Genomic DNA, 25,478 nt, shown 5'->3' on the forward strand with positions numbered 1-25,478 from the left:
CCGGCCACTGCAGGCTTACGGGAGAAACGCCGCAGCACCACATAGAAGACCGGGGTCAGAAACAGACCAAACAGGGTGACTCCCAGCATACCACTGAAGACCGCGGTACCCAATACCCGTCGCATTTCAAAACCGGCACCGGTGGCGATGAGCAAAGGAATCACACCCAGAATGAAGGAGAACGCTGTCATCAGAATCGGCCGCAGTCGTAAACGACAGGCCGCGACAGCGGCTTCAAACCGGTCCTTGCCCGCGTCTTCTTCCGCCTTGGCGAATTCCACGATCAGAATCGCATTTTTACAGGCCAGACCCACGAGTACGATGAATCCGATCTGCGTCAGAATGTTGTTGTCCATGCCACGGAACCAGATCCCCATGATGCCGAACAGTAGACACAAAGGCACAATCAGAATGATGGCCAGCGGCAACAACCAGCTTTCATACTGGGCTGACAGCGTGAGGAATACAAACAGCACCGCCAGCGGGAACAGGAATACAATCGTATTCCCTGCCTGCCGTTCCTGGAATGCGAGTTCAGTCCACGCATAACCGAATCCGGGGGGCAGACTCTGTTCCGCCAGCTGTTCCATCGTCGTCAGCGATTGTCCCGTACTGAAACCGGGGACGGTGTCACCATTCAGGTCAGCAGCAGGGAACAGGTTGTAACGCACCAGGCGGTCCGGTCCTGCTGTTCGCTTCAACTGCACCACCGAACCCAGCGGAATGCTCGTGCCCCGGGCACTGCGGGTGCGCAGGCGGAGAATGTCGCTCGGTTCGTCACGGAACTCGGGTTCCGCCTGTGCCGTTACGCGATACGTACGCCCCAGGAAGTTAAAGTCATTCACGTACACCGAGCCCAGGTAGACTTCCAGTGCATCGAAAACGTTGTTAATCGGAATATCGAGCATCTGTGCCTTGGTCCGGTCCACCTCCGCATAAATCTGAGGCACGCTCGTTCGGAAGTTTGAATAGACCTGCACCAGCCCGGGCTGTTGATTGGCTTCCGCCACCATCCGCTCGGTAACCTGGTTGAGGGCTGCCACGCCGGCGCCACTCTGGTCCTGCACGTACATCTTATATCCGCCACCACGACCGATCCCACGGACCGGGGGCGGGGGAATGATGAAGATCTGTGCTTCATTGATTGAAGAGACTTCACGTCGCAGGTCCCCGATAATCGCATCCAGGTTCCGTCCCCGCTTGGCCCGCTCCTTGGCATCTTCCAGCGGGAGGAACGTCACCGCGGCGTTAGGGCTGATCGTGAACGTCGAACCCGACAGACCGGCAATCCCGACGGAATGTGCCACACCATCAATCTCACTTCCGATTTGCGCAACCTGTCTGGTAACCACATCGGTTCGCGACAGAGAAGCACCATCGGGCAGCCGGATACTGACAATCAGATACCCCTGGTCCTGGGCGGGGATGAATCCTGACGGGACCATACCAAAGCTGTACCAGGTCGCCACCAACAGGCCGCCATAGAGTATCAGTGACAGTGCCGACACACGAATGATGCGGGAAATGAAGCCCGCGTAGACATTCCCGGTGAAGTCAAAGAAACGATTGAACCCACGGAAAAACCAGCCGAAGAAGAAGTCGACGAATTTCCCCATCTTGTTCCGCTCGGCGTTCTTCGGTTTGAGCAGTAACGCACACAGAGCCGGGCTCAAGGTCAGCGACACGAATGTTGAAAACGCGGTCGAGATGGCAATCGTCATCGCGAACTGTCTATAAAAGCGACCACTCATGCTCGGTACGAACATGGTCGGCACGAACACGGCAATCAGCACCAGGGTCGTCGCGATCAGCGCAGAGCCGACCTCGTCCATCGCTTTATGTGTGGCTTCGCGCGGCGAATAACCATCGCCGATCAGACGTTCCACATTCTCCACCACCACGATGGCATCGTCCACCACAATCCCGATCGCGAGCACCAGCCCGAACAGCGAGAGCGTATTCAATGAAACGCCCAGCACCTGCATCGCGGCAAATGTTCCGATCAACGAAATCGGAATTGCGATCACGGGAATGATCGTCGGTCGCCAGCCGTGCAGGAACAGGAACACCGTCAGCACTACCAGCGCCGTCGTGATATAGAGAGTTTCAAACACCTCCGCGATCGACTCTTCGACGTAGTCGGTCGGGTTGTAAGCAATCTCGTAGCCTACCCCTTCAGGGAAGTCCTTATTCAGAATGGCCATGGTCTGCTTCACTTCGGCTGCCGCATCGACCGCATTCGTACCGGGCCGCTGATAAATCAGAATCGCCACCGCCGGCTTCCCGTCCAGGTAACTGATACGCGAGTAATCCTGGGCTCCCAGTTCAATTCGGGCCACATCATTCAGACGCGTCACGCGACCATCATCGCCTCGTTTCACGATGATATCGCCGAATTCATCCTCTTCTCGCAGACGTCCCTGGGTGGTGACGTTCAGCTGAAAGTCACCAGAGGCATCAATGGGGGGCTGGCCAATCACACCAGCCGCCACCTGCGCGTTCTGCTGACGGATCTCCGAAACGATGTCGCCCACGGTCAGACCCACGTGCGTCATCTTCTCAATGTCGAGCCAGATCCGCATCGAGTATTCGTTACCACCGGCGACACGAATATCCCCCACACCATCCAGACGCATCAACGCGTCGCGAATGCGCAGGAAGGCAAAGTTACTGATGTAAAGCTGGTCCCGGCTGTTGTCGGGTGAGTTCAAGTGCACCACCATCAGCATGTCGGGAATCTGTTTGCGGGTGGTCACACCAATCTGGCGCACCGCTTCAGGCAGCCGCGCTTCCGCAACCGCGACCCGGTTCTGTACCAGCACCTGTGCGTCGTCGAGGTTGGTTCCCAGCTGAAACGTGACGGTCAGCTGCATGGTACCGTCACTACTCGAGGACGATTCCATATACAGCATGTTGTCCACACCGTTCATTTCCTGTTCGATCGGCGTCGCCACCGTATCCGCGATCACCTGGGGCGTCGCACCCGGATAACTGGCGCGAACCACAATCGTCGGCGGGGCCACATCGGGATACTGGGAGACCGGCAATGAGAAGTACGCCAGACCTCCTACCAGAACCACGATGAAGGAGAGCACCGACGCAAAAATGGGGCGTTCAATAAAGAAATGGGGGAACTTCATGGGTTGTTCCTCGGCTTTCCAAACAATGAACTGACCTTGGGTGCCGGCTTCGTCGGCAGGGGATCGGGTTCGGGGGAGATCCATTGCTCAGGCGGCAAGGGACTGTAATCGTTGGGCAGACCATCTTCGACGACTTCGATTTTCCCGGGTTTCACCTGGACCTCCATCTCCGGACGTACCAGCAGCAGACCGGCGATGATGAGTTGCTCATCCCCTTTCAGCCCCTCGCGTACCACGCGTAATCCATCCACAATCGGCCCCGGTTGAATCACGCGTTGCTCGACTTTGCCATCCACCACGACATACACAAACTGCGATGACTGATCGGTGCCCACTGCAGAGTCGGGAATCAGGATCGCTTTATAAGCGGCACTTCCCGGAATCCGGATCCGGGCAAACATCCCCGGCAGCAGCGTCCCGTTTTTATTCGGGAAAATAGAACGTGCCCGCATGCTGGCGGTATCCACATCAAACCGGTTGTCTACGAAGTCCATGTGTCCCTGGTGAGGAAACCCTTTCTCATCTACCAGCCCCAGAAAGACGGGGTTTTTAGCCACACGGGAACTGGCACGTTTGCCGTTCTGAGCCAGGCGAGTGTATTTCAAAACTTCCTGCTCGTTGGCATCGAAGTTACAGTAAATCGGTGCGACCGAAGTAATCGTCGTCAGCATCGTCGAAGTTGAAGTACCTCCGCTGACGAGGTTCCCTTCCGTGACATGTTTCTTACTGGTTCGTCCCGTGACGGGAGCATAGATCCGCGTGTAATCCAGATTCAGTTCGGCTGTCTCGACTTGTGCTTTCGAAGCTTCGATGACCGCCCGCGCGGTTTCAATGGCCGCCTTCGCTGAACTGATGCCTGCCTGGCTCGCTTCCACATTTGCTTTGGCCTGCAGAAAAGCCGCTTCCAGCTGATCGAGTTCATCCTGCGTTGTCACGTTTTTTGATTTGAGCGAGCGCGTCCGCTTGACCTGGGCAAATGCCAGTTCCAGTTGCGCCTGTGTCTGTTCCTTCTGGGCATTTGCTTCTTCAAGTTGTGCCCGGGCCTGCACCAGTTGCGAATTCGACTGGCTGAGTGTCGCTTTGGCAAGACTCAGCTCCGCTTCGAAAGGGCGGGGATCTATCACGAACAGCAGATCGCCTTTATTGACCATCTGCCCTTCATCAAAGTGGGTGGATTTCAGATAACCACTGACCCGCGCCCGCACTTCGACAAAGTCGATTGCTTCCAGTCGACCGGTGTAAGCGTCCCACTCGACAATCTGCTTGACGACTGGCTTGGCAGTCGTCACAGTGGGGGCCACTTTCTGGGGTGGGGCCGTCTGGGCTTCGTTACATCCCGAAAGGCTGACACACAGTCCGCCCAACAGGACCAGGAATAAACTCATTAAATACTTCATTGAACTCGCCGATGGTTGATTGAATCTGAAGGAAGGCTGTTTTCGGAAAAGCGTTGCTGGCATTCGGATCGCCCTGTTTTCCGGGTGGTACACACTTACGACGCTAATCGGTAAGCCTGGCTAATAGTTTATACGAAAACTATTCACATGAAGTTTATGGGAGATGTCGATATGAGGCAATTGCAGAATTCAGATTTTTCAGCAGAAAATCGGAAGGCCTGTTCTTCTTAACTGCAGGAAGCTATTCAGGATGTGACTGTCCGGAAAGTTTGCCCTGGACACTTGGTTTTAGGCCCGTATCAGAGAGTTCGTCGAGGAACCCTGAACCCTGAGACCATCGCTTCAGGCCCGTTTTCAACAGGAGTATTGAGCCAGAAACATGCTGACCGTCGACTCCACCAGCTGTTTCTTCTGAACTTCCGTGAGTGGCGCTTCCTTGCCGATTAATGGGGGCCAGAAAGCGAAGGATTGAATCAGTCCCAGAAACTGCTTCGCCGCCAGTTGGGCATCAGGAATGTGCAGGTTACCATCCTGATGCGCTGTTTCCAGCCAGACGATCAACCCCGCCTCAAACTGGGTCGAATCAATCATCATCTCACGGGCCAGGTCCGGCGACTGCAAAAAACGGGAAAGCGTAACCCGGGCCAGGTCCTGAAATTCGGGGGAAGCCATCAGATCGACGGCCGTCTGACCGATGTCGCTCAGCTGAGTGGCAATGGGTTCACTGGGAGTATAGTCGGAGACTTCGATCAGCTGACATCGTGACATCAGTTCATCCACAATCGCAGCAAACAGATCCTCCTTGCTGGGAAAATGATTGTAAACCGTTCTCTTGGATACAGATGCGACTTCCGCAATCCGGTCCATACTGGTGTTGTCGAAACCGTTCTGCTTCAACTCCGAAACGGCGGCCTCCATGATTGCGGCCCGTTTCCGATCTGTCAGTCTTCCCTTGTTTGCCGATTTTGACGTCATAAAAAAAGTACACTTTGCGGTTTACATACTTTAATAAAAAACTACACTACCCGGTGTAGTATACTTGCGCTTCTACCCAATTCCCATAGAGACCACGGAAATTATGAACGTTCCCTGCGCGGTTCTGCTGATAGCAGTAGCCATCTTATCAACAGCCTGTGATTCATCCAGTCAAATCGAATCAAAACCCAAAGCCCCCCGGCCGGTCTCAATTTTTATGCTCCACGAGATGACCCCGGTTTCCCATTCGCTCGTCACCGGATCGGTGGGTGCCTGGAAAACCGAGAAAATCGGCTTTGAAATTTCGGGACGCGTCGAAAGCGTGCTTGAGCCCGAAACCGAAATCGAAGGCCGCGTACTCGACCAGGGGAGTGGCAAAGTGCTGGTGCCGGGCACCGTCCTGGCTCGACTGCACGACGAACGGTACCGCATTGCCGTTGATTCCGCCCGGGCTGACGTCGATGTCGCCCTGCAAAGAAAAAAAGCGATGCAGGTGGAAATCGCCGAAGGCCTTCCCGCCCGCCTCGCTTCGGCGCAGGCGGAACAGCATCTGGCCAAAGCCGAGTCTCAGCGCACGGTGACCCTGGTCAGCAAAAAAGTCGCCACCCGTTCCGATTACGACCGGGCAATGGCCGAACTGCAGACCACGAACGCCACGGTCAAAAATCTTGAAGCAGAACTGAAAACCAAACAGGCGGAACTCAGCTCCCAGGATGCAGAGATCGAAAAAGCCCGCTTTCAACTCGCAGAAGCCGAACGCAATTTACGCGATACGGTCCTCTATTCCTCCTTTCGCGGACAGGTCGCCCAGGTACACGCGGTTCCCGGCAGCTACCTCGATGCCGGTGATCCGGCTTTAACCATTCAGATCATGGATCCCATCAAAGTCGAGCTGGAACTCTCTGCAGCCATGTCGCGGCGTTTTCATCGAGGTGATATCGTACGGGTCATCGCCGAAAACAGCCAGGGACAGCAGACCGGACTCGAAGGCTATGTCTATATGACCGACCCCAATGCGGATGCGGAGACCAGAACCTTCACCGTTACCCTGCTTGTGCGCAATCGGAAATCGCAACTCAAAATTCCCCGCGGCTATCCGACTGAGAATATCGCCCGTACGAAAGATATCTGGCCTTTGAATTTCGCTCCGATTGTCAGCGGTGGTAACACGCTCATGACTGAAGAAAAAGCGATCAGACGGGACACAAACGGCGCTTTTCTCTGGAAGATTACAAACCGCCGGGCAGGTGAAATCACATCGTCTGGCAATCGCGTCTTGAACGTCGAAAAAGTCCGCATCACGCCCGGTACGATTCGGGTTCCTTTCCTGGGAAACTGGTACTTCGTCCCAGTGGAAATTCAGCCAGGACAGAACTTTGATCCGCAACGTGATTTGGTGGCCGGGGAACTCAAGGTCAGCCAGGGGCAGCCGGACAACTGGAACGGACGCCATATCCTCCTCGACGAATCAAGCTGGCTGCTCAGGCCCGGCGATGTCGTCCGCGTCGGCCTGGATCAGGGAGCGACCACACCCGGACTCTACGTGCCCATGAAAGCCATCCGCCAGCAGGCCGGCAAAACTTCAATTTTCATAGTTGACGACGCGACTGAGCAGACCATGGCCCGTGAAGTCGAAATCGTCCTTTCGGAAAGCAGCTTCCCTTCCTCGCGGGAAATGATGTTACGTCAGATCAGACCGGCCCCCGGAGTGAAGCTGCCTCATAAAGCGAGAGTCATTCTGGAGGGCATGCCCTTCCTCAGTGACGGCGAACCGGTGACAGTCGTCGGGAAACCGGAGGCCGTCCAATGAACATTCTCCCCGAATTTGCCATCCGCTATCGGACGATTGTCTTTACCATCGTCGGTCTGCTGGTCATCTGGGGCATCGTCTCCTTTCAGACCATGCCCCGCCGCGAAGACCCCGAATTTACCATCATGACCTGCGTCGTCACGACTCCCTGGCCGGGAGTCTCGGCGGAAAAAGTCGAAGAGCTGATTACCGATCCACTCGAAGAGGTCCTGGATGGTATAGAAGAAGTAGACGTTCTGCGTTCGACTTCCATCAACGGGCTGTCGACTATTTTTGTCGATCTGTATGACAACGTCTCCCCCGCACACGTCGATCAGGTCTGGGATCAGGTACGCGCCCGTGTCCGAAACGTGGAGATGCCCGAGGAAAATATCACCCCCATCGTCACCGACGACTTCGGCGACACGAGCGTAATCCTCTTTGCCATCTATCAGAAACCGTTGCCGGGCCAGACAGAGATCGACCCGCACCGCGTATACACCGACCGGGACCTGGATCTCTATTCAGAACGCGTTCGCGATGCCCTCCGACTGCTCGATGGCGTAGCCAAAGTCCAGCGGTTCGGCGTTCGTGAAGAAGCGATCTACATCGAGACCGATGCCGGCACCTGGTCGCAGCTGCAACTGACCACCGGAGACCTTAAAGACCTGATTTCCGACCGCAACATTATTGAAGCAGGAGGCCTGCTCGATACCGGCGATGGACGTTTTTATGTCAAACCGGGCGGGAAACTCGACGGCGTGAATGAAATCAATACGATCGTCGCTGATCTCTCCAGTTCAGACAAAGGTTCCAACCAGGTGTATCTGGATGACCTGGGGCTGAATGTCAGACGTGCTTACCAGGATCCCCCCTCACTGATCTGTCGCTACAGCGATCCGGAGACTTCGCAGTCCGCAGTGATTGTCGCGGTTACCATGAAATCGGGGTCGAATATCATCGATATCTGTAATGCCTCCAAAGCCCGCCTGGAGGAAATGCAACATCAAACATACGAACTCCCCCCAGATCTCGGACTCGTGCCCATCTCCGACCAGTCTGAAAGTGTGAATAACCGCATACACGAAGTGATCATCAATGTCATTGAAGCGGTGATCATAGTGGTCGTGGTCGTCTATCTGGTTGTGGGCTTTCGCACCGCCACCGTCATGGCCGCCAACATCCCCTTTGTGACCCTGATAGCCGTCGGCGTCATCATGCTCTTCGGAGTCCAGCTCGAGCAGATGTCGCTGGCCTCCATGATTATCTCGCTCGGCCTGCTTGTGGATAACGCGGTGCAGATTTGTGATCAGTCGCGCACCAACCAGATCGAAGGCATGGGACCGATTGAAGCCAGCGTCAGCGGAGCCCGCATGTTGGCCGCTCCCATGCTGAATGGAACCCTTACCACTATTGCCTCTTTCGTGCCAATGGTCATCTTCTTTGAAGGAGGCAACCGCGAATTCATCTACAGTCTGCCGGTCACCCTTTCTGTGATGCTGGCCGTCAGCTGGGTTCTGGCGATGACCTTCTGTGTCATCCTGGCAGCCATGTTCATTCGCCCGCCCAAATCCAAAGACCAGCCCAGTGCGCCCCTGGTTCGCTGCTTCTACTGGTTCAAAACGCTCTTCCGCCGCAAACGGGCCGCCGACGAAATCTCCTGGAAATCGGAGAACCAGCATTACATCAGTCGGGTTTACGGGACACTTGTCTCGCAGGCCATTAAACATAAATTTCTCACGCTGGGCGTTTCCATCGGTCTCTTTTTCCTGGCACTCAAACTGCCGGTCAGCACCGAGTTCTTCCCCCAGGGAGAACGGGACCAGTTTGTCGTCGGCGTCTGGCTCCCGGAAAACGTGAGCATCGAACAGACCAACCAGGCCGCCAGGCAGGTTGAAGAACTGCTCCGCAAACTGAGCCCCACCACCGACGAAGCCGGCAATCAGGTCGAACGCCTGCGGGCCATGCGCACCCTGGTTGGAGGCGGCGGCTCTCGCTGGTATCTTTCCTGGAACCCCGAATCGAGGAAAGCCAATTACGCCGAGATCCTGATTCGAACCTCTGATCCGAAACTCACGCACGACTTTGCCCAGCAGGTGCGTCAGGTCGCACTCACCGGCGATGCGGACCTGGGCATCGACCCGCTGCCCGGCATCCGCGTTGTCCCCATGGAGATGATGCTCGGACCGCCGGCGGCCCCTGTGGCCTTGCGGATTACCGGAAATGGCTTCGCAGATCTGCACAAACTCCGCGAGGTCGCCGGCCAGGTGGAGAAGCTGATCCGTGATCAGCCCGAGACCTGGAACACGCATGATTCCTGGGGCGCCGACGGTTACCAGTTGCAGGTCAACGTGGATGCCGACCGCGCCAGTCTGGCAGGAGTCAGTAATGCCCAGATCGCCTCGACCCTGAATACCTACTATTCGGGAAAACAGCTGACCATGTTCCGCGAAGGAGACTATTCGGTTCCCGTCTATTTCCGTCTGATTCCCGAGGGACGCAAAACAGTGTCGACCATCGAATCCGCATACATCGAAGGTCGCAACGGCAAGGTTCCCATCAAATCGGTCGCAGCCTTCGAGTATGGCTGGGAACCCGCAGTCATCGAACGCCGTGATATGAACCGGACCATCGAAGTTTCTGCCCGCGTCGAACCCGGCGCCTCCGGGAACGATATCGTGAGCCGGATCATGTCCTCGGATGAATTCAAACAGATCGAAGCGAATCTGCCTAACGGGTTCCGTATCGAAATTGGCGGCGCACTCGAAGAATCGATGCAGGCTTCCGGCATGATGCTCAAAGCCTTCGGCATGTCTTTTGTGACCATCCTGCTCCTGCTGGTCATTCAATTTAACAGCATTTCGAAGTCGATCATGATCATCTTCACGCTTCCCCTGGCATTGATTGGGGCCTTGCTCGGTCTGTATCTCACCAGTAATCCCCTGGGCTTCATGCCCCAGCTGGGGATTCTGTCTCTGTTCGGCATCGTATTAAATACGGCTATCATTTTCATGGAGTTCGCCGACTACCAGATCGCTACTCGCTCGAAGGCCAGCAACGGGCGCGGCCCCATTGTCGGGCTCACCCGGGACGAATTCCGCGACTGCCTGGCCGAGGCCGGCAAGCAGCGGCTGCTCCCCATCTTCCTGACCACAGCCACCACTGTCGGCGGCCTGCTCCCCCTCGCCCTGGCCGGGGGCCCCTTGTGGGTGGGCATGGCCTGGCTGATGATCGTCGGCCTGTTGATGGCCACCCTGCTGACCCTGTTCGTCATTCCGGCTCTCTACGCCATCATTGTTGAAAACTTCCGCATCAGCCCGCTCAGTGTTCCCATGGAGGATGAGCCCGTTCTCAAGGAGGTGCCTCAACCACTATCTGCCGTTTGACGGTTTCCTCGCAGGTACCTTACATGTAAAATAAAAGCACTGGCCAAATCGAATAAATTGTTTCGCATCCCCTTTATTCAGGAACCTGCTATGCGTGTTATATGTTTGACTCTGCTCGCCACCGTCTGCCTGCATTTTTCTCCTGTCATGGCCCAGGAGACTGCTACCGCGCCACCACAAAGTGTGAAGCCGGGCATCAACAAGTCATTCCTCGATCCCGATCTGGATGTCGATCAGTGGATTAAACGCTTTGAAGTTGAAAGCCGGGAAGTCTTCCGTGCCCGCGACCAGATTGTGAAACAGCTGAAACTCAAACCCGGCGATCGTATTGCCGACGTCGGGACCGGGACGGGACTGTTCGTGGAACCGTTCTCCCTGGCAGTTGGAGAAAAAGGCTGGGTGTTTGCTTTGGATATTGTCCCCAAATTCGTCGAACGGGTCGGAAAAATCTCAGATATCCTGGATCTGAAGAATGTCACTCCCGTCCTCTGTGGACAGGACGACGTCCGCCTGCCCCCCGCTTCAATTGACGCTGCCTTCATCTGCGATGTCTACCACCATTTCGAATACCCGTCCCGTTCGATGGCCTCCCTGCACAAGGCAATCGTTCCCGGCGGTCAGCTGATTCTGATCGACTTCGAACGCATCCCCGGCAAGTCCCGCGAATGGACGCTGGGCCATGTTCGTGCAGGCAAAGAGACCTTCCGTAAAGAAGTCGAAGATGCTGGGTTCGAATTCGTGGAAGAAGTCAAAATTCCCGCCTTTGAGGAAAACTATTTCCTGCGTTTCAAACGCAAGTAAGTCCGAGCTTACTTTTCAGCGATCGGCAGCAGCTGGATCGCATCCAGAATCACGAAGCCGTCAGTCTGATCGTTGCTGACGGTGATCGTGGTTTCGGTAGCGCCCTGCAACCGGACTGTTCCGATCTCGCGAAACTGTTTCCCCGCCGGCAGTGGTCTGGTCTGATCGACGGTCAGCGTCGCTTGGTCTGTGCCGCTGGATACGGTCACGGGAACCTGTTTCGCACGGGTCGGATGCGCCGAGTAAGCCATCAACAGCTGATAACGGCCCGTGTGGGGGACTTTGAAGCGGAAAGTCGCCGACGCACTTCCGTTCCCCGACTTACCGTCGTGTACATAACCCTTGCCGATATAGGGTTTGAAATTTGTCGAACGACTCCAGCTCCCTTTGAGTTCCGCGGCACCATCATCCAGCACCACGCCCGGCAGTGTCTTCGGATCAATGCCGCTCACGGTCTTCGGTTCCGGGGGGACTTCGGGCAACTCCAGTACCTGTCCCCGCTCCAACAGTCTCGCCCGCAGTTCCGGGTAGGGAAGTTTCTGCACGGTCGTGTTCTTACTGGCAGTCATGGCCGCCGCGATGCCGGCACTCTGACCGAGGATCATCCACGTGGGCTCCACTCGAATCGAAGAGATACCGACGTGAGTACAGGAGAGAGCCACCGGCACCAGCAGGTTGGTGCATTCATCCGGTTTTGGCAGGATCGAACGATAGGGGACGTGATACGCATAGCCCTGTTTCGGATACGCGCGTCTGACGGGGAAAATCGTCCCCTCATTGATCACGCCGCCCCCTTTCAGGGCCACCCGCTGACAGTCATGCGAGTCAATCGGGAAGGACGAGATCACAATCGGATCCTCTTTTTCGGGCTGTTCCAGAATGTCTTTCTGGCTCAGCACAAACATGCCCCGCATTCGTCGTCCCTCGCGCACATACAGGGCCGGAGAGAAATGTCCGTACTCGGGAAACTCATCTTTGCAGAGCCCCAGCCGAGCATACTGCTGACGAATCTTTTCCGGGACCACAGGATCCGTTGTCAGAAAATGATAAAACTCCAGCGTGTACTGCTTATGTTCTTCCCAGATCGCGGCCCGCCCTGCTGCGTCGGCTTCACTCCAGCCGTTACACGCTCCTACCAGGCCGAGCGAGAACTGGCCCCCAATCGAATTGTTGCCGTCCAGTTTACCACCGGGCAGCGGATACATATCCCAGCCCACGCGACCACCTGATTTCACATAGCGTCGCACCACCTCAAATCGGGCGGGGTCGTAATTTTTCGGCTGGGGGAAAGGGACCCGGTTGTCGGGATCATCCGTCAGACAGAGCCGGAAACTGTAAACCATGACAAGGGAATCCCCCTCATCTTCAGGGCCTGCATCGGTTGTCGTGATCAAAGGCAACGGTTTGCCGCTCTCAGCGAATCCATTGATGTTCATCTTTCTTTTGGGATAGCGTTTACCCGCCAGGGACTCACCATATTCCGCTTTCCCTTCGCGTCCGATGGTCCAGCTGACGCCTGCCGCTGCCATCAGATCCCCTTCGTATGTGCCGTCCACGAAGACCTGCGCCGCGAAGTGTCCCCGGCTGGTGACCAGTTCTTTGATTTGCGTCCCTGCTTTCTGAACCGACTGCAGACGCTGTTCCGGCAGTACTTTGACGCCCGCCTCTTTCAGCATCTGTCGCGTCACCCGCATTGCCACGTGTGGCTCGTAGGTCCATTTCGACTGGTCTTTCACACTCACCTTGTATGGCAGCGTGATCCCCCGGTCGGCATAGTCTTTTTCAATCCGCGTATGCCATTCATCAAACAGCCCCATGACCGTACTGCGGACTGTCTGGTTCGAATCGCTGAAGCTTAAACCGCCGGTATTCAAGCCCCCGATATGGTCGGTCGGTTCCAGCAGAATCACTTCGGCCCCCTCGCGTGCTGCCGCAAGCGCAGCGCAGAATCCCCCCGGCGTTGCCCCGTAAACGATGACATCAGCCTTTAGCGGTTTCTGTTGCTCAGTTTGCGCTGCACGGAGCGGACTTTGTAGAAGGAAAAGGGCTGCCAGTAACAGGGAGAGTAGACGAACCGGTTGAAACATATGTAAATCCTGTGGGTGAGCGCGAAAAGTAAAATAAATTCTGGTACCGAAAGCAACGCGTGGACGAGTGCTTCCAGCCTGGCTTCAATATAAAGCGTTTCTTCTCATTTTCCCAGTCGATCAGCAGACGTTCCCGATTTGATGTCCTCCTGGGAAGAACCACGCAACCTGTCACTTCTTAAATTTTAATTAGAGAATCTTCTTCGGATTGGGATAGAATACTGCGTCAGTTTAAGGTGATCTGAGGAAAGGATTCGAAAATAGATATGACCGCCGATGATGAGATTACAGGCCATGCTTCCCCCGTACTACAGAAACGCGGTGCCGGCCTGCTGCTGCATGCGACATCCTTACCCGGTCCGTATGGTATCGGCGATCTGGGAGCCGCGGCCCGTGACTGGATCGACCTGCTCGCCCGGGCAGGACAGTCCTGGTGGCAGTTGCTCCCCCTGTCGGCAATCGGCTACGGAGATTCACCCTACCAGCCCATCTCCTCTTTCGCCGGCAACTGGCTGTTGATCAGCCCTGAAGATCTCCTCGCGGTGGGGCTTGTTCATGATAATGAACTAGAGGTTCCCGATTTCTCAACCGACCATGTCGATTATCCAGCAGTCCGAGCATTCAAACAGCGGTTGCTACAGACGGTCTCTGCGAAATTTCATTCCTGGGCCAGTGAGGAACTGCGCCAGGACTTCGCACGGTTCTCGGAACAGGAACAACACTGGTTGGAAGAATACACCCTGTTCCAGGCGCTCTCAGATCGCTATCAGGGAGCCAGTTACCTCACCTGGCCTGCAGAACTGGTCCACCGGGAAGAGGCTGCCCTGGCTGAAGCGCGTCGACAACTGACCCCGAAAATCGAACAGATCCGCCTGGCCCAGTATCTGGTGTACCGTCAGGCGGAGCGACTCAAAGAGTATGCGCACGAGCAGGGCATTCAGCTTATCGGCGATCTCCCCTTTTTTGTCTCCCCCGATTCCTGTGATGCCTGGGCAAATCCGGAACTGTTCCTGCTGGATGAACAGTTCCGGCCGAAGTACGTCGCGGGCGTCCCTCCCGATTACTTCAGTGCCGAGGGGCAGCTCTGGGGCAACCCAGTCTTTGACTGGGAGGCACTCCGAGCGACCGGCTATCAGTGGAACATCAATCGCATCCGCGCACTCCTGCAGCATGTGGACCTCATCCGCCTTGATCATTTCCGGGGCTTCGCTGCCGCCTGGCACGTCCCCGCTGGCGCACCAAGTGCGCTTACTGGAGAATGGGTGACCGGACCGGGCAGTGACTTCTTTAATGTCGTACAGAGGGAACTGGGCTCACTCCCCTTTATCGCTGAGGATCTGGGAGTCATCACCGACGACGTCAACGAACTCCGCGACCGTTTCCAGTTGCCGGGAACCCGGGTTCTGCAGTTTGCCTTCGACGGGGATCCCGCGAATCCTTATCTGCCTCAGAATTTTAATCAGAATTCCGTCGTCTATACGGGCACGCACGATAACAACACCACCCGTGGCTGGTTCCGCAGTCTGTCTGCAGAGGAACGACTGCCGATTTATCAGCTTCTGCAACGTGCGGAAGTATCCGAGACAGAAATCGCACCGCTCTTCCTGGAACAGGCCTGGTCCTCCGTGGCAATGTTATCGATCGCCCCCCTGCAGGATCTGCTGAATCTGGACGAGGAAGCCCGTATGAATACACCCGGAACGTGTGAGGGGAACTGGGGCTGGCGGTGCACAACGGATATGTTGTCGGACTCAGCCTTTCAATCGCTGCGGAAATTGACGACAATGGAAAATCGATTCACGGAAACTCAAAGAGAATAATATCTGACTATAACAGGAGGTCATTCCATGCCAGCCACGCAACAACTTCACGATCTGGGGCAAAGTCTCTGGATTGATAATATTACCCGGGACATGCTGAAAGAGGGCACGCTCCAGCAATACATCGAAGAGCTTTCACTCACAGGTCTGACTTCCAATCCCACGATCTTCCAGAAAGCCATCAAGAGCAGCAAACTCTACGACGATTCCATCCTGGAACTGCGAAACCAGGGACGGGAAGGCGAACAGCTCTTTTTCGAACTGGCACTGCAGGATATCCAGGAAGCCGCCGATTTATTTCGACCGGTCTGGGAACGAACCGCGGGGGTCGACGGCTGGGTCTCACTCGAAGTCTCACCCACCCTGGCTTACGATACCGCAGGCACAATCGCTTCTGCCCAGGATCTGCATGAACGTGCGGACCGGTCGAATGTCCTGATCAAAATTCCGGGGACGACAGAAGGTTTGCCCGCCATTGAAGAATCGATCTTCGCCGGCATTCCCGTGAATGTCACGCTGCTCTTTTCTCCCGAACACTACGTGGCTGCTGCAGAAGCCTACCTGCGTGGTATTGAACGCCGCATCGAAGCGGGACTGAATCCGGTCGTGGGCTCGGTCGCTTCCCTGTTTATCAGTCGCTGGGACCGCGCTGTCGTTGATCAGGTTCCCGAAAACCTGCATAACCGCCTGGGTATCGCCATCGGTCAGCAGTGTTACAAAGCCTATAAAGAGCTGATGAATTCACCCCGCTGGCAGCGGATCTTCAACTGTGGTGCGCAGATGCAGCGCCTGCTCTGGGCCAGTACCGGGGCGAAAGATCCCAACGCTTCTGACGTTCTTTATATCACATCACTGGCCTCCCCCTTCACCGTGAATACGATGCCCGAAGAAACGCTGCACGCGTTTGCCGATCACGGCGAGACCGGAGAACTGCTGGAAGACGACGGCGGCGAAAGCGGCTCCCTGTTAGGTGAGTTCACCAGTGCAGGCGTCGACTGTGATGCACTCGCTGCAAAACTGCAGAAAGATGGTGCCGAGTCGTTCGTCGATTCCTGGAAAGATCTACTCGAGCAGCTGGCCTCCAAGAGTGCTTCGCTGACCAACTGAGCGACACTCGGTAGAACATAAATAGAAGAGCAAAAAACACCAGTGCCATCAGTGCTCGGGAATCACCCGCGTATCGTGGCACTGGTTTTCTGCTGCGTCAGCGAATTCGAATTCCAGTGTCGAGTGTTCAATCTGAAATTCGTGTACCAGTAATTCCTTGATCTGCTGCTTGATGATCTCCATCTGCTCTGCATTCTGTTTTCGGATGACCACGTGTGCCTCCAGCGCTGTGTGCTCTTCATCCAGTTCCCACAGGTGCAGATGATGGATCTCTTCGATGTCGGCAAGAGCTTCGACGCGTTCGACCAGGGCCGGAATATCGAAGTCAGCGGGGGTTCCTTCCATCAGCATCCGCATCGCCTGCGGGAGCATCTTATAGACTTCCCAGAGAATATAACCCGAGATCAGTACGGTAATCAGCGGATCGACCCAGTTCCAGCCGAACCAGATAATCGCCGCTGCACCCACCAGGACCGCGATACTGCTCAACGCGTCGACAATGTTATGAAAAAAAGCGGCCCGGACATTTAAAGACCCCTTGCTCATCGACCACAACAGTAGTGCCGATCCGACATCGACCACCAGGGCCAGAATCGCGGTATAGGCCATCACCGAACCCATGACGTGCTCTGGTTCGAAAAACCGGGAAATCCCTTCATAAACCAGGTACAGGCCTACAATCGCCAGCAGCGTCAGATTGATCAAAGCACCAATCATCTCAGCCCGGCGATAACCAAAGGTGAACCGTTCATTGGCTTCCTTTTGGGAAATCCGTCGCGCAATGTAGGCAATCAACAGCGCGTTGGCATCATTGAAATTGTGAGCAGCATCAGACAGCAGCGCCACACTGCCCGAATAAATTCCCGCGACCACCTGCCCGACCGTCAGCAACTGATTCAGGACGATCGCCCAGATCAGCCGCGAACTGCTCACACCCCGCAGGGAATCCGCATGTGTCAGGCCATGTGAGTGACCGGCGTGGTCCTCGCCGGCAGGTTCGTGTTCTGTTGCTTGAGTCATGGTCAGCTCAGGTCGCTTCCGTTCTAACAGGTGACAACGGGAGATCGTCCGCTTGATGACGATCTCTCTTTTCGTTGCACTATAACACATCCTGTTTTCAGAGAAGGACCAGAACTCGCATTCATTGCGATTTTCTGCAAATCACAGTTCGCTGACATTTTCGCGATCAGAAAAACGTCAGGTACTCATCAATTTCCCACTGCGTTACCTGACGATCATAGGTTTCCCATTCCTGCGTTTTCAGTTCGATAAACTCATCGGCGATCACACCCAGGGCACCTTGAATGACCGTGTCCTGTCTGAGTTCCTGAATCGCCTCCCACAGAGACTGAGGCAGAATCCTGATTCCCTGCTCCAGAATTTCCGCAGGCGTCTTTTCATAGAGATTGCCCAGGTTTGGTTCGCCGGGATCGATCTGGTTCTCAATCCCGTCCAGGCCCGCTGCGAGGTAAGCCGCCAGCGCGAGATATGGGTTGCATCCCGCCGAGACCGTCCGGTCTTCAAAATGCCCGGGCCCCGCGGTCCGAATCATCTGGGTGCGGTTGTTGTCCCCATAGGAAACAAACGCAGGCGTCCACGTGTATCCGCTCCGGCTGGAATAGAGGCCGGAACCGAGTTGCAGCCGTTTATAGCAGTTCACAGTCGGACTCGTGACGGCACACAGGGCCGGCGCATGTTTGAGCACACCGCCAATGAAGTGATACGCCAGTTCCGAACAGCCCAGCCCCCGTTTGTCGGCAGCGTCATCAAACAGGCAGGCCCCTGTTTCCGCATCTGCGAGGTGAAAGTGAACGTGCAATCCGCTGCCCGTCCGATCCGCAAACGGTTTGGGCATGTGCGTAGCGATGGCACCATATTTTTGGGCAATCTGCGACGTCGCCATTTTGAAAAAAGTGATCCGGTCCGCGGTGGTCAACGCATCCTGGTAATCAAAGTTTATCTCGTACTGACCATTGCCATCTTCATGATCGGTCTGATACACGCCCCAGCCCAGCTCATTCAACGCCGTGGTCAGCTCCTGCAGATAATCCATCGCCGGTGCCATCGAGCGGAAGTCGTAACAGGGTTTGGCCAGCGAATCCACGCCGTCCGGGTTCCAGGGAGACAGGCTTCCATCCGCGTTCTTTGTCACCAGGAAGTGTTCCGGCTCCATCCCCACATTGAACACATACCCTTTCTGTTTCGCTTCCGCGAGGACCCGTTTCAGGTTGGTCCGCGGGCAAAAAGGATACGACTCCCCATCCACGAACAGGTCCGCAGCGAAGCGGGCCGTGTTCTCTTTCCAGGGGAGTGGCGTGTAGGTTGATAGATCAATACGGGCCAGCATGTCATGCGAACTTGGGCCCTGTCCCACGCCCCAGACCGCAGCACCTGCGAACCCGGCCCCCGAGTCGATCATGTCATCGAAACCGGAATAGGGGACCATCTTCACTTTAGCCGAACCGTGTATGTCGACGAACTGAGCGAGCAGAAATTCGATCCCGGCGGTATTCATACGGCTCCGGATTGCTTCACGGTCACTCATCGTGGTTCCTCATTGTCAGTTGCTGCGCCTGCGGCCCGCGTTTTGTGCGCTTAAACGGAACCAGTGCCCGGAATCCAGCTGGTTCCGGCCAGGGGGACTTTGGCCATCGCCGCTGCTTCAACAGTCAGCGCGGCCAGATCTTCTTTCTCCAGATGATGTACGTTCGACTTGCCGCAGGCCCGTGCCAGGGTCGTCAGCTCCATATTCAGAACCTGCAGATAATTCTTGAGACGCTTCGCCCCGACCTCCGGAATCAACCGGGGTTCGAGTTCGGGATCCTGCGTGGTAATGCCCACCGGACACTGTCCCGTATGACAGTGATGACAATACCCGGGGGCCGTCCCCAGTTTTGCATAGTCCGCGGTGACGTCGACCTCTTCTCCGTCCGCCCGCTGATACGCATGATGATTGCAACCCAGCGCGACGAGCACACCCTGACCAATCGAAACCGCATCCGCCCCCAGGGCGAGCGCCTTGGCGACGTCGGCTCCCGTACGAATCCCTCCCGAAATAATCAGTTGCACTTCACCCAGTACGTTCATATCGCTGAGCGCTTCGACCGCCAGGGGCAACGCAGCCAGGGTTGGAATGCCCGTATGTTCGATGAAGACCTGCTGCGTCGCCGCAGTTCCTCCCTGCATCCCGTCAATCACCACCACATCCGCGCCCGCTTTGACTGCCAGCTTGACGTCCTCCCGCACGCGTGTCGCGCCCATCTTGACGTACACCGGAATCTTCCAGTCGGTGATCTCCCGCAGTTCTTCGATTTTGATTTTCAGATCATCGGGTCCCGTCCAGTCCGGATGCCGACAGGCCGACCGCTGATCAATCCCTTCGGGCAGCGTCCGCATCTGTGCCACGCGGGGAGAAACCTTCTGCCCCAGCAGCATCCCGCCGCCTCCGGGTTTCGCGCCCTGTCCGAGCACCATCTCGATTGCATCCGCTTTCCGCAGGTCGTTAGGATTGAACCCGTAACGTGAAGGCAGACACTGATAGACTAAAGTCTTCGACGATTCCCGCTCTTCCGGCGTCATTCCGCCGTCGCCCGTCGTTGTGGACGTTCCCATCTGCGTCGCCGCCTGACCCAACGCTTCCTTCACATTCGCGGAGAGCGAGCCAAAACTCATCCCGGCAATGGTGATCGGAATCTCCAGTTCGATCGGCTGCTTCGCATACCGCGTGCCCAGCACCGTTTTCGATTCGCACTTCTCACGGTAACCTTCCAGCGGATACCGCGACGCGGACGCGGAGAGGAAGATCAGATCATCGAAGCTGGGTACACGCCGTTTCGCACCCATGCCGCGGATCTCGTACAGCCCGTACTCAGCGGCCTGCCGGATGTAAGAGAGGGAATGCTCGTTGAAACTGGCACTCTCTTCGCGTTGAATCGACTTGTCCGAACTCACACTTGCTCTCCGCTGCTGATTTCGTTGCAGTACGTGGTTTAATATTCCTGATGGGCGTCCGCATTCCAGTGATACAGACTGCGGGCCGAACTGACCCGTTTGAATTCGCGGGCGTCATAATTCATCTCCGCCCGGGACAGCAGTTCTGCGACCTTTTCAAAATCGTCTGCCTGCATCTCTTCTTCGCGGGCGTCAGCACCAAAACTGTGAATGGACCCGCGGACGTAGATCGTCGCTTCATACAGCGAATCACCCAGGTTTGGGCCGGCATCGCCACAGACCACCAGCGTCCCCGCCTGTGCCATGAAAGCAGAGAAGTGACCGACACTCCCCCCGACAACAATCTCGGTCCCTTTGAGCGAAATGCCACACCGGGAAGAGGCGTCTCCTTCAATCACTAAAAGTCCGCCGTGTCCCGAAGCCCCCGCACATTCAGACGCATGTCCTTTCACGCGAACCACGCCCGACATGATGTTCTCCGCCACACTCCAGCCGACGTTTCCGTGAATCGTCACCCGGGCCCGCTGATTCATCCCCGCGATGAAATAGCCCGCGTGCCCCAGGATGTCGATCTCCACTTCCGTATCCAGGCCGGCGGCAATGCTGTGCAAACCGTCGGGGTTCAGGATCTCCACCCGCGCGGGTCGTTCTTCCAGCAGTTCCCCATGCAGGTACTCGTTGACCTGGCGGACACTCAAGTCGGTTAAATCAAGCTGTTTCAGACTGACCATGAATAAATCTGTTCCGGAGCCGGCTCATACACGTGAGCATGTTTGATATCAGGCAGATGTGCCAGGGAGCGAAATTCCGAACTGACGGCGACATAATCGTCCGTCTCCGCGACGACCGCGGGCTTGCAGGCAAAGGCATCCCGCACGAGTACCAGCTTGTCAGCGGTCGCCATCAGAAAGGTGTAAAAGCCATCCAGCTCCGCCTGGGCCACTTCGATGGCGGTCTCCAGCGTATCCCCTTCCCTCATCCGCCATTCCAGAAAACGACAGCCCGCTTCCGTATCGTTATCCGTTTCAAAGGCGATTCCCAGGCTCTCCAGCTTCCGCCGCACACTGTAGGGGTTTGACAGCGAACCGTTATGCACCAGGCAGAAATCCTCACCGGCCGTAAAGGGATGTGCATGAGCCGGCGAGACCGCCGATTCGGTCGCCATCCGCGTATGGCCGACAACGTGTGTACCCACCATTTCGGTAAAGTGGAACCGCCGGGCAATCTCTTCGGGATGCCCTTCGTCTTTGAAGATTTCAATCGCGTGCCCCGTCGAGAGCAGATGCACTTCGGGAAACGTCGAATTCAGCCAGGGTTTAAAGATGTCCGGCTGGAGTTCGCTGATGAGCGATGCATGATTTTCGAGAGCGGCGACCGGCGCGGGCAGTCCCAGTTCCTGCTGACAGGATTCAGCCAGCGCCTGCCAGTCAAATTTGCGATCGTGGGTGGAGAGCGCAAACCGCCGGGAGGCTGGGAGTGGACGGTGAAACAGAGCCAGGCCTGCGGAGTCAGGTCCGCGGGTCGCCATGCATTCCAGCATGGGAGTGACGAGTTGTCCCAGACGTTCGCGATCAGCGTCGCGTCTGGCCAAAAAACCGACGATGCCACACACGGACAACAACCCCGGCAAGAGCTCATTTCATGCGAGCGAAACACGAAATGTTAGATAGAAACCGTTCAGGTTTTCCACACCCGAAGATACCAGACCCGCCCCCCGGAACCAACTGAACTGTGAGAGATTTGTGATTTTTTTGGGTGGAGGTGTAGAAGACTATCCTACTGCTTGACGTGCCATTTGACGGTAAAGTCTAGCAGGTACGGAATGTTGAAGTCGCCAGATAATACTCATTGGCCGGTCTCCAGTATGGGAGACATAGTCACAGGGACCTAGATAGTAATAGGGAGAAGCAAGACCTGATGTAAGTTTTTTCACTTCACGAACAAACAATAGTGGTGTGTAACCCTGCTTTTTATGGTTGATGTACCGCTGCCCTGTGGGGGATCCAGATGAAGTATTGCTCTGCGATTGCCAGTGAAATAGTTCATGCGAAATTAAATAGTCTTCGTACATTGTTGTCGGGGAATACTCTTCTTCCGTTTTTTGTAGAGTGACGAAGAGGGCATCAATCTTTTTATCTTTCAGATGCAATACTCCCTCACGGTGATCTGGCCGATGTTCGAGAGACCAGTGCCCCAAACCAACTAGAATTTCATCACGTGTGTATTGTGCATGAATCGTTAACGGTCCTGAAACTTCCGGAAGACGACCAGCATGAAGTGAAGGAGCTTTCTGAATACGGTAGTCAAGAACTGAGGCTAAATCCTGCTTGGCAGACATATTGTCTAATAATCGATTGTGTGACTCTTCAATGGTCCAGCCTAGACCTTCTTTACCCCACAGTGTGACATAGAGCATTTCTAGTGCTTGTTTCTCTTCTTTAGAATACGGCATCAATCCTGACTGGATATGTTTGGTCCAGTATTCGATTTGAGTTGCACAATCAATGTGTATTAAGCGACGTAATCCTTTCGCGAGTTGAGTTTCGTCAGAATCTGAAATTGGTTCAATGAGACCTGCTTCTGCGAGCAAACGAGACCAGAGTCCCCGCTTTAATAACTCATCTAAGTTAGTATGTAGATAATCCAAAGCTTCTTGAAGTAATGGACTACGTCCGAGGATTCGTCCCAATTCTTTAAGTCGTATGATGATAGTTGGTTTATTGAGTCGTAATGAATCACGGATATTGTCTAATACACGTTGCTGAGCAACGCGTTCCAATTGAACTACACAACCACTTGGTAAATGAGGGAAACCATGCTCGATTTCGCGATCGAGACGCAGTTCGGGTTTCGTACTGAGTGCACGAAATCTCGATGCAAACTGAAATTCCCGTCGTTGAGCGCCGATGAAATCGAGGATTGTCAAACACTCTTTTTCATCATGGAGACGCATCCCTCGTCCAAATTGTTGTAAAAAGATGGTGAGACTTTCTGTTGGTCTTAGAAAAAGTAAAGTGTCAATTTCAGGAATATCGACCCCTTCGTTATACAGATCGACAACAAAGATAAAGTTAATTTCTCGAGAACGAAGTTGAGCCTGCACTTGGTTTCTTAGGTCATCAGCAGAATCGGCAGTCAACGCAGCTGCAGGGATCCCATGTTCGTTAAAGAATCGAGCCATGAACTCTGCATGAGCTTTACTGACACAAAAACCCAGCCCACGCGAATCCAATGGATTGAGTAGGATTTCGTGTGTTTTTTCTAAAATCAATTGCGCACGGCGATCGTTGCCAGTATAAATACGATCCAGATCATCGATCGCGTATCCACCTCGTTGCCAGTTCAGATCATCAAGGTTTTCACTATCTGAGACACCAAAGTATTGAAATGGGCACAGTAATTTGCGATTGATGGCATCAGGTAATCTGATTTCAGCACTGGTCCGCCCTCCGAACCATTTTAGGACATCGAGTTGATCGGCCCGCTCTGGTGTTGCGGTCAGACCCAATAAGATATTAGGGCGTACGTGATCTAGTAAACGTTGGTAGCTTGGTGCAGCCGCATGATGAAATTCATCGACAACTATGTATTCGTATTCATCAATTGGACTCTTCCAGAGTTCACGCGAGTTGTAGCTTTGAATAGAACAAAATAGATGTTTCACCTGAGATGGGTCTCGACCTCCTACTAGCAGATCTCCAAAATTCTGATCGCGTAGTACGCCACGAAATGATGCGAGTGCTTGTTTCAAGATCTCTTCTCGATGCACTATGAAAAGAAAAGAAGGTTGGCGGCCCTCTTCTTTGCAGATGCGTGCATAATCAAAGGCAGCTAACATTGTCTTACCCGTTCCAGTAGCGGCAACTACCAGGTGCGTTCTTTTGTTTTGGACTTCACGCTCTGCAGCCAGGATGTCCAATATTTCATCTTGAAAAGGGTATGGGCGAATATGAAATGCAGGCAGCATCGATGGATCTGATGAACTCAACCGTTCATTCTTAATGGCAGATCTTAGCCGTTCAGGAGCCTCACCGCTGAATGGCTGGAATTCATCGTCCTGCCAATATGTCTCAAAGGTTCCGGTGATCTTACCCCAAAGATACGAGAGCTCGTATTGGCTAACTTTGGTTGTCCATTCGAGTCCCTCTGAAAGGGCGGCATTTGAAAGGTTCGCTGAACCGACGTAGGCACTGCCGAAATCGGTATCTCGATGAAAGAGATAAGCCTTGGCATGCAAACGGGTTCGTTTCGTATCATAACTGACACGAATCTCAGTGTTGGGGAGGTCGCTTAATGCTTCTATTGCCTTTGGATCGGTAGCTCCCATGTAACTAGTGGTAATAACCCGAATGCGGGGACGATCAGGGTGAGGGCTTGACGCCAATTCTTTTAATTCGTCCAGAATGACACGGAGTCCACTCCATTTCACAAAGGAACAAAGAATATCAACAGAGTCTGCGGTTGATATCTCTTTTTTTAATTGGCTTCCCAAACTGGGGTCCAACCGAGTCCCTGTCAAAAGTGCAGAGCGAGATAAGGGAGTATCAGGGCGATTCTCAGGAGTTTCAGACTCGGTACGATGAATTGCCAGCAGTCGTTCGAGCGGAGTCGCGATACGTAATCGATTTTTCCAGTCTTGTCCCAGTTCTTCTGCAAGCAAATTGAGAATACGATCAACTAAACGTTTTTGTTTCTCAGTTGCTTCTTTACCACGAAATCCAGCAATTCCAGTGGCTAAAACATGTTCCAGGTATTGGGCAATCGCAGTATGTGCATCTTCGGCATCAACTTTACCTATCGTGGCGTAGAGACGCGGGTCAGCGATTGTCTGTAACTGCTCCTTTAATTCTTCAGTGAGAAGTTGTTCATAGAGTCCTGGCTGGAAGCTGTCTGTCATTCTGATTCCTGATCTCAAATCATCGTGGTGCCTGCCTCAATGGTTTCCCTATCACTGTAATCAGAAGTCAAGTGATTGACTACCGGATGGAACAAGTGGATTAACTCATAAAACAAATAATTGCGGAA

Annotated in this window: 14 protein-coding genes and 1 pseudogene; 5 read left to right on the top strand and 10 right to left on the bottom strand. The window is 54.7% G+C overall.

The features are described 5' to 3' along the window. Positions 1–11 precede the first annotated feature (11 nt). From RID21_RS30095 to RID21_RS30105, 3 genes and pseudogenes are all read right to left on the bottom strand, one after another. Positions 12–3,140 (bottom strand): annotated as a pseudogene (locus RID21_RS30095) (efflux RND transporter permease subunit); the annotation flags it as partial. Then, positions 3,137–4,525 carry an efflux RND transporter periplasmic adaptor subunit gene (locus RID21_RS30100; protein ID WP_350195459.1) on the bottom strand — a complete coding sequence of 463 codons (1,389 nt, stop codon included), beginning with the start codon at positions 4,523–4,525 and terminating at the stop codon, positions 3,137–3,139. The pseudogene RID21_RS30095 and the gene RID21_RS30100, both read right to left, overlap by 4 nt. A gap of 366 nt (positions 4,526–4,891) precedes the next feature. Further along, positions 4,892–5,512: a TetR/AcrR family transcriptional regulator gene (locus RID21_RS30105; RefSeq protein WP_350195461.1), complete on the bottom strand. Its 621-nt coding sequence runs from the start codon at positions 5,510–5,512 to the stop codon at positions 4,892–4,894. 217 nt (positions 5,513–5,729) lie between these two features. On the opposite strand from RID21_RS30105, the gene RID21_RS30110 reads away from it, so the two are divergent. The 3 genes from RID21_RS30110 to RID21_RS30120 all read left to right on the top strand — a co-directional run bounded on the left by RID21_RS30110 (position 5,730) and on the right by RID21_RS30120 (position 11,488). Continuing rightward, positions 5,730–7,322, top strand: coding sequence for an efflux RND transporter periplasmic adaptor subunit (locus RID21_RS30110; protein ID WP_350195463.1), 1,593 nt, complete (start codon positions 5,730–5,732; stop codon positions 7,320–7,322). Further along, a complete protein-coding gene (locus RID21_RS30115) occupies positions 7,319–10,687 on the top strand; it encodes an efflux RND transporter permease subunit (RefSeq protein WP_350195465.1) in 3,369 nt (1,122 codons plus the stop codon). Before RID21_RS30110 ends, RID21_RS30115 begins: the two co-directional genes overlap by 4 nt. A gap of 90 nt (positions 10,688–10,777) precedes the next feature. Continuing rightward, positions 10,778–11,488: a class I SAM-dependent methyltransferase gene (locus tag RID21_RS30120; RefSeq protein WP_350195467.1), complete on the top strand. Its 711-nt coding sequence runs from the start codon at positions 10,778–10,780 to the stop codon at positions 11,486–11,488. Positions 11,489–11,496: 8 nt separating this feature from the next. On the opposite strand, the gene RID21_RS30125 is transcribed toward RID21_RS30120, so the two are convergent. Further along, positions 11,497–13,575: an FAD-dependent oxidoreductase gene (locus tag RID21_RS30125; protein ID WP_350195469.1), complete on the bottom strand. Its 2,079-nt coding sequence runs from the start codon at positions 13,573–13,575 to the stop codon at positions 11,497–11,499. A gap of 266 nt (positions 13,576–13,841) precedes the next feature. Between RID21_RS30125 and malQ the strand changes: the two genes are divergently transcribed. Further along, positions 13,842–15,395 (top strand): 4-alpha-glucanotransferase, encoded by a 1,554-nt coding sequence (gene malQ, locus RID21_RS30130; protein WP_350195471.1) that lies wholly within the window; start codon positions 13,842–13,844, stop codon positions 15,393–15,395. A 27-nt stretch (positions 15,396–15,422) separates the two neighbouring features. After that, positions 15,423–16,502, top strand: coding sequence for a transaldolase (tal, locus tag RID21_RS30135; RefSeq protein WP_350195473.1), 1,080 nt, complete (start codon positions 15,423–15,425; stop codon positions 16,500–16,502). A gap of 48 nt (positions 16,503–16,550) precedes the next feature. Here the strand turns inward: tal and RID21_RS30140 are convergent, their stop codons facing one another. The 6 genes from RID21_RS30140 to RID21_RS30165 form a co-directional block, all read right to left on the bottom strand. Then, on the bottom strand, positions 16,551–17,522 hold the full coding sequence (locus RID21_RS30140) for a cation diffusion facilitator family transporter (RefSeq protein ID WP_350195475.1): 972 nt from the start codon (positions 17,520–17,522) through the stop codon (positions 16,551–16,553). A 166-nt stretch (positions 17,523–17,688) separates the two neighbouring features. Next, positions 17,689–19,047 (bottom strand): type III glutamate--ammonia ligase, encoded by a 1,359-nt coding sequence (glnT, locus tag RID21_RS30145; protein ID WP_350195477.1) that lies wholly within the window; start codon positions 19,045–19,047, stop codon positions 17,689–17,691. Positions 19,048–19,097: 50 nt separating this feature from the next. Then, entirely contained in the window at positions 19,098–20,453 is a 1,356-nt protein-coding gene (locus tag RID21_RS30150) for an FMN-binding glutamate synthase family protein (protein ID WP_350195479.1), read from the bottom strand. Between the two features lie 38 nt (positions 20,454–20,491). Next, a complete protein-coding gene (locus RID21_RS30155) occupies positions 20,492–21,184 on the bottom strand; it encodes a GltB/FmdC/FwdC-like GXGXG domain-containing protein (protein WP_350195481.1) in 693 nt (230 codons plus the stop codon). Next, complete coding sequence (locus RID21_RS30160) at positions 21,172–22,065, bottom strand: class II glutamine amidotransferase domain-containing protein (protein WP_350195624.1); 894 nt, start codon at positions 22,063–22,065, stop codon at positions 21,172–21,174. The genes RID21_RS30155 and RID21_RS30160 overlap by 13 nt, the downstream gene beginning before the upstream one ends. A 159-nt stretch (positions 22,066–22,224) precedes the next feature. Beyond that, entirely contained in the window at positions 22,225–25,350 is a 3,126-nt protein-coding gene (locus tag RID21_RS30165; protein ID WP_350195483.1) for a DEAD/DEAH box helicase, read from the bottom strand. Positions 25,351–25,478: the final 128 nt, after the last annotated feature.

This window comes from Gimesia sp., from assembly GCF_040219335.1.
Taxonomy (GTDB): Bacteria; Planctomycetota; Planctomycetia; order Planctomycetales; family Planctomycetaceae; genus Gimesia.